The 5,595-nt window shown below is 43.9% G+C and carries 7 protein-coding genes; 5 read left to right on the forward strand and 2 right to left on the reverse strand.

The annotated features are described in order from the left end of the window. Positions 1 to 105 precede the first annotated feature (105 nt). Positions 106 to 312 (forward strand): DUF2934 domain-containing protein, encoded by a 207-nt coding sequence (locus IT291_02620; GenBank protein MCC6220113.1) that lies wholly within the window; start codon positions 106 to 108, stop codon positions 310 to 312. A gap of 497 nt (positions 313 to 809) precedes the next feature. Here IT291_02620 and IT291_02625 read toward each other — a convergent pair whose 3' ends face one another. After that, positions 810 to 1,475 carry a leucyl/phenylalanyl-tRNA--protein transferase gene (locus tag IT291_02625; protein ID MCC6220114.1) on the reverse strand — a complete coding sequence of 222 codons (666 nt, stop codon included), beginning with the start codon at positions 1,473 to 1,475 and terminating at the stop codon, positions 810 to 812. Between the two features lie 216 nt (positions 1,476 to 1,691). Between IT291_02625 and IT291_02630 the strand changes: the two genes are divergently transcribed. After that, complete coding sequence (locus IT291_02630) at positions 1,692 to 2,135, forward strand: hypothetical protein (GenBank protein MCC6220115.1); 444 nt, start codon at positions 1,692 to 1,694, stop codon at positions 2,133 to 2,135. On the opposite strand, the gene eno is transcribed toward IT291_02630, so the two are convergent. After that, entirely contained in the window at positions 2,108 to 3,409 is a 1,302-nt protein-coding gene (gene eno, locus IT291_02635; protein ID MCC6220116.1) for a phosphopyruvate hydratase, read from the reverse strand. The genes IT291_02630 and eno overlap by 28 nt on opposite strands. 158 nt (positions 3,410 to 3,567) lie before the next feature. Between eno and IT291_02640 the strand changes: the two genes are divergently transcribed. The 3 genes from IT291_02640 to IT291_02650 all read left to right on the forward strand — a co-directional run bounded on the left by IT291_02640 (position 3,568) and on the right by IT291_02650 (position 5,585). Beyond that, positions 3,568 to 3,861, forward strand: coding sequence for a septum formation initiator family protein (locus tag IT291_02640; GenBank protein MCC6220117.1), 294 nt, complete (start codon positions 3,568 to 3,570; stop codon positions 3,859 to 3,861). After that, complete coding sequence (locus IT291_02645; GenBank protein MCC6220118.1) at positions 3,861 to 4,235, forward strand: DUF721 domain-containing protein; 375 nt, start codon at positions 3,861 to 3,863, stop codon at positions 4,233 to 4,235. Before IT291_02640 ends, IT291_02645 begins: the two co-directional genes overlap by 1 nt. A 63-nt stretch (positions 4,236 to 4,298) precedes the next feature. Further along, positions 4,299 to 5,585 (forward strand): tyrosine--tRNA ligase, encoded by a 1,287-nt coding sequence (locus IT291_02650; GenBank protein MCC6220119.1) that lies wholly within the window; start codon positions 4,299 to 4,301, stop codon positions 5,583 to 5,585. Positions 5,586 to 5,595 lie beyond the last annotated feature (10 nt).

Below are 5,595 nucleotides of genomic sequence, written 5' to 3' on the forward strand. Positions count from 1 at the left end.
CTTGACGACAATTCGGTAGTAATTTTTAAGCTTTTTCTTGCGCTCGTTGACAAGCGCGAAAGTTTGTGCGAATCGTTTCAAGTCGTTAATACCTGATGAGGAATTATGTCTAAGATAACTGCCGAAGAGATTAGCAATTTAGCACCTAATCGAGATGACGCCGTAAGAGCTAGAGCGTACGAAATATGGCTTGCAGAAGGCAAGCCCTCGGGTCGGGAGATGGAGCACTGGTTTTTAGCAGAACGCGAAGTTTGCGAACAGGCAAGCTGCACCCCCAAGAAAGCTCGCAGCAGCAAGACTAAGAAATCGTAATCGTTTGTAGCTCTTAGTCGCTAGGTAAATCAAGCATTTAGAGCGCTTGTCAATGAGTCACTCGATATGCAGTGAAAAAGCGCGCTTTTTACTCAATTCCATTGCAACGAAAAATTTTTCTTTTCAGTGCAATATTTTTTCACAAACCAAAAAAAAGCTGTGTTATACTTAAATTGTTGAAGCGGAGTTCAGGCTCTTAAGCATCCAAACAAGGATTAAATTGGAAGCTTAAGAGAATGGCGCGGGCAGTGCGGAGAATCGAGAAACCTGGAAGTTTAGATAGGGGTAAAGCGCGCTTGTTGTTTTTCGCTGAGGCCACGAAGCCGTGGTTTCAGCAAGGAATAAGAGAGGCGGTTTTTTCTGGGTTTTGGCATATTTTGATTTTTTTCCAAGTGTTTTTTTACACTTGTGAATTAAACAAAATTCTGCCGGGTTTTTAGCTTAGGTTGCCGCTCTTATTCCTTCCTTTTAGTGGACTCCTGAATTTTTCGGCATATTCACTTAGAAAATAATTCCATCTGTCGATTTACGGCGTCATTTAACAAATCTACGAACACGTCGCGGTCTATTTCAACTGCGCCAAAACTTTTTAACAGTGGCGTCATTTGCTGGCAGTCAATCCACTCGACGCCTTTCTCGAGCAAATAATCTACGAGAAAGCAAAAACTGAGTTTTGAAGCTCCGCTGCGGCGAAAAAACATCGATTCCCCTGCAAACATACTTCCAATTGAAACTCCGTACAAGCCGCCAACTAATAAAACCTCTCCCTCGTAGCACTCGATGCTGTGCGCATAGCCGGCGCTATGTAATGCAATATAAGCCTCAATAATCGAGGGAGTAATCCAAGTGCCAAGCTCCTTATCTCGGTTGTCGAGTTTGGCACACTCGTTAATAACCTGAGCAAAATCTTTGTCGATGGCGAAGGAACAAGAACTGCGCCTGCGCACTGCCCGCAAACTTCGAGAAATGTGAAAATCTTTTAGAAAGAGGACAGCCCGCTTTTTGGGAGAAAACCACGTAATTAGATTCGAATCAAAGATCGGCCAAGGAAAAATACCCGACCTATATGCTAGAAGCAGGGACTCCACCTCCAGATCGCCGCCAACCGCCAGTAAACCATCTTCATTGGCCCATTTAAGAGCCGGAAATTCAACAATTGCCATCCACAAATTTTAGCAGCATAATGCACATTATTGCAAAAACTACATCTGCAAATTTATGTCATTTACAGGAATGCTTTTTGTAAACGACATAACTCCGTCCTCAAAAAAAACATTATAGTAACTTCTTAAAAACCTTGCTAACATTGAGGAGCGTGTTTGATATCTATAACAAAATCCGGCGCTTAGCGCATTAGTGAGTAAAATATGTTTTCTACTATGTCTATCGCAATAGTCATATTGGCTATTAGTTTCGTTTATTGCCTAAAAATACTTAGAAGACTAAACGACTGGCGGGCTTTCTTTTTGCCCATAATGATTTCCTGCCTGCTGCTCTATGCGTTTTCCCTGCTCGTAGGCAATTACTCCAAATCTCGAAAATGGTTATTTCTTCCGAGCGACGCAAACGAAATAGCTGTTTTTGTAATCAGCCTAACGGCTTTTTTTTCTGCCTTTTTTGTATGGCAGGTCTTTTCCGAGCTGCTACAAAAATACAAGCAAACTCAATCCAGCAACAATAAATTGACAGCGAGCAATAACGAACTCAAAGGCGAGTTAACGGCCGTACGAGACTTACTTAAGCAAGAAATTAACAAGCGCTACGAAATTGAGGTGGCAATGCAGCAAACTAGCTCCTACCTTGAGGAAAACGGATCCCTGTAGCTTGCCCTAGCACCTAGCTGGTCTTCTATCCAGAGCAAGCGGTTATATTTAGCCGTTCTTTCCCCCCTGCACATAGAGCCGGTCTTTATCTGCCCAGTATTTGCCCCAACAGCCAAGTCTGAAATAGTCGTATCGGAGGTTTCGCCAGATCGGTGAGAAACTACGCTGGTATACCCGCCGCGCCTACTGCACTCAATTGCTTCCAAAGTTTCTGTCAGCGTTCCGATTTGGTTAAGTTTAATCAAGACGGAATTTGCTACCCGGCTTTCTATCCCCCTCATGACGAGCTGTGGATTTGTAACAAATAAATCATCTCCCACTAACTGAACTCTTGAGCCCAGTCGCTTTGTCAACTCTTCCCATCCCCGCCAATCGCCTTCGCCCAAACCATCCTCTATGCTAACGATTGGGTAGCTGTCGAGCCATTTTTCATACAGAGAAACCAAATCGCTTGCATAACTCTTTTGCTTGCCCAAAAAACTAAAATTATACCAAAGACTTTCTCTATCGCCGTGCGGCTCGCCAACCAACTCGCTAGCGGCCACATCTAGCGCCAACGAGATATCGATACCGGGCTTATAACCAGCCTTTTCAATAGCTCTCAAAAGATAGTCAAAGGCAATCTCCAGTGACTCAAACCGAGGCGCATACCCACCCTCGTCGCCGACGCTCGTATCATAGCCATCTGAGCTAAGAAGTTTTCCCAATACGTGAAATGTTTCAGCCGCAAAACGAATGGCCTCGGAAAAACTTGGCGCACCGTGCGGAACAATCATGAACTCTTGAACATCCAGGTCGTTATTTGCGTGTGCGCCACCGTTAATTACATTTACTAGCGGCACTGGTAGGCGCGTTCCACTTCCCTTGCCAATGTAATCATATAGCTCTAAGCCTTTAGCCCTTGCAGCAGCGTGTGCTATGGCTAAACTTACCCCTAAAATGGCATTCGCGCCGAGATTGCTCTTATTTGATGAGCCGTCTAATGCACAAAGAAACTTGTCTATTTCCGACTGACAAGTAGCGTCTTTGCCAATAACGGCTCGAGCTATTGTAGTATTGACATTAGTAACAGCTTTGTTTACCCCTTTGCCGCCAAATTTCGACTTGTCCGCATCTCTTAGTTCAACGGCTTCCAATTCTCCCGTTGACGCCCCGGATGGAACCATAGCCTCTCCAATGCTGCCATCACTTAACAGAACCCTCACCGCGAGAGTCGGGTTTCCGCGCGAATCAAGAACTTGAATTGCTTTCAATGCACTAACTGACGAACTCATAGTACTCCTTTAAAAAAAGAACGGATGCGAAACATAATCGGCGATTATTCTACGAATTAAAAACAAAAACAACTCTTACGACACATAAAGGGAGTGCAATGACTCGCGCCATGGTTTATATTCATAAGGCGTATTATTAAAAAAGATCTGATTAAAAAATGCATAGAATCACACCCTTAGTTTTACTTTTAATGACATTTTCGGTCGTGTTTTTTACCGTTCAGGGCAAACACGGAGTGCGGGAATTGTTGCGCATGTTCGAGTATGTCGACCTCGCAAAACAAGAAGACGACAAGCTACAGAGGGAAATCTTTGAAGTTAAGGAAAAAATGCACAGGGTTAGAGAGGACGATTTTTATTTGGAGAAAATCGCCCGTGAAGAACTTGGTTTGGCAAAACCTAGGGACGTAGTGTACATACTTCCGTCGACCGAGGGGGAGTCTCAACAATAATGAAAACAAAGCCTCCGTCTACATTTAATCGGTTTAAAAGCAAATCTTCAGCGCAGTCTGTGGCAAGCTTGCTTGGCCCTACGTTTAAGAGTTTGGGTCTCGAAAAAAAAATTAAGCAGTACGAGGTTTTACTTCACTGGACGGAGATCGTCGGCGGAAAAATTGCTGCTGTCTCTAAACCAGAGAAGATAGTACGAGGTAAAATTTTGGTAGTTAAAGTAAGCGACGGCATATGGGCTCAAGAGCTCGCTCTTAGGAAGGCGGAAATCCTAGAGAAATTTCGCCTCGTTCCGAATGGCCCGACTTTCGAGGATATTAGATTTATCGTAAGTGGTCCTACTGATTTCCAGAGACGAAGGGCCGTAAACGATTAGCTATCTTAGCGGTTAGTTCTTCAGTTGTTCTCATTATCGGCGTAACTATATTGTTTATTTAATATGTTATCTTTATTAGAATCTTTTCAAAGCCGCGGTTTGATTCACGACGTATCAAATTTCGATACTCTGAATAACTTGCTCGCTAAGGAAAAATTTACTTTCTACTGCGGGTTCGACCCTACTGCCGATAGTCTGCACGTCGGAAGTATGTTGCCACTTATCCTCATGCGGCGTTTGCAAGCAGCTGGGCATCGACCGATTGTGTTACTCGGCTCTGCTACGGGAATGATTGGCGACCCTTCTGGAAAATCCACAGAACGGCAACTCTTAAGCGCTGAACAAATTGAAGAAAATTTAGCCGGAATAAGGAAGCAGCTATTGCCATTTTTCATTGAGAGCAAAGAAAATCCTCTCGAAATCGTTGAAAACCACCAATGGCTCGGTTGCTTGAATTTGCTCGAGTACCTACGCGATGTCGGCAAGCATTTTAGCGTAAACTCAATGATTCTCAAGGATTCCGTAAAATCTCGCTTAGAGGCAAGGGAGCAAGGCATTAGCTATACAGAGTTTAGTTACCAAATTCTTCAGGCCTATGATTTTTATTGGCTTTACCAAAACAAAAACTGCAAGCTCCAAGTGGGCGGTTCCGACCAATGGGGGAACATTACAGCTGGAATAGATTTCGTAAAAAAGAAACTGCAAAACCCACATACTCCTGTCTTTGGGATGACCTTTCCGTTGCTTACGACGGCAAGCGGCACAAAGTTTGGCAAAAGCGAGCAAGGTACAATTTGGCTCGACGCTAAAAAGACCTCGCCCTATCGCTTCTACCAATATTGGCTAAACACTGAGGATGCGGATGTAATTCGCTACCTATCACTTTTTACAGAAACCTCCTCGGATGAACTTGACGAACTCGCTGCAACTGTTCAGAAACACCCGGAGGAAAGAAAGGCGCAAAAAGCGCTTGCTGAAACGCTAACTCGCCTAGTCCACGGCACACATGAAACAGAGCAAGCTATACTCGCTAGCAAAGCCTTTTTTGATGGAGACATCGCTGCGCTAAGTGAAGACACTCTTAGGGAAGTGTTCTCTCACGTCCCATCAACGATTATTAAACGAACCGAACTCGATGTTGGCATTCCGCTAGTAGACATTATGGTATTATCGAAACTCGCAAAATCTAAAGCAGAAGCAAGGCGAGCCATCGAAGGCGGTGGAATTTATTTAAACGACAAGCGAGTTAGCGACAGCTCTTTGCTGCTAACAAAAGAGCACCTACTAACCAATGACATGCTAATACTGCGACAAGGAAAAAAGAACTACCATTTGTTAAACTTGCAATAGCAATGGACAA

It is taken from the genome of Deltaproteobacteria bacterium (assembly GCA_020845775.1).
Lineage (GTDB): Bacteria > Bdellovibrionota_C > UBA2361 > SZUA-149 > JADLFC01 > JADLFC01.

What these genes read in the sequence shown, in the direction of transcription:
- IT291_02620 (MCC6220113.1), top strand. Translation starts at nt 106, where the DNA reads ATGTCTAAGATAACTGCCGAAGAGATTAGCAATTTAGCACCTAATCGA.
- IT291_02625 (MCC6220114.1), bottom strand. Translation starts at nt 1,475, where the DNA reads ATGGCAATTGTTGAATTTCCGGCTCTTAAATGGGCCAATGAAGATGGT.
- IT291_02630 (MCC6220115.1), top strand. Translation starts at nt 1,692, where the DNA reads ATGTCTATCGCAATAGTCATATTGGCTATTAGTTTCGTTTATTGCCTA.
- eno (MCC6220116.1), bottom strand. Translation starts at nt 3,409, where the DNA reads ATGAGTTCGTCAGTTAGTGCATTGAAAGCAATTCAAGTTCTTGATTCG.
- IT291_02640 (MCC6220117.1), top strand. Translation starts at nt 3,568, where the DNA reads ATGCATAGAATCACACCCTTAGTTTTACTTTTAATGACATTTTCGGTC.
- IT291_02645 (MCC6220118.1), top strand. Translation starts at nt 3,861, where the DNA reads ATGAAAACAAAGCCTCCGTCTACATTTAATCGGTTTAAAAGCAAATCT.
- IT291_02650 (MCC6220119.1), top strand. Translation starts at nt 4,299, where the DNA reads ATGTTATCTTTATTAGAATCTTTTCAAAGCCGCGGTTTGATTCACGAC.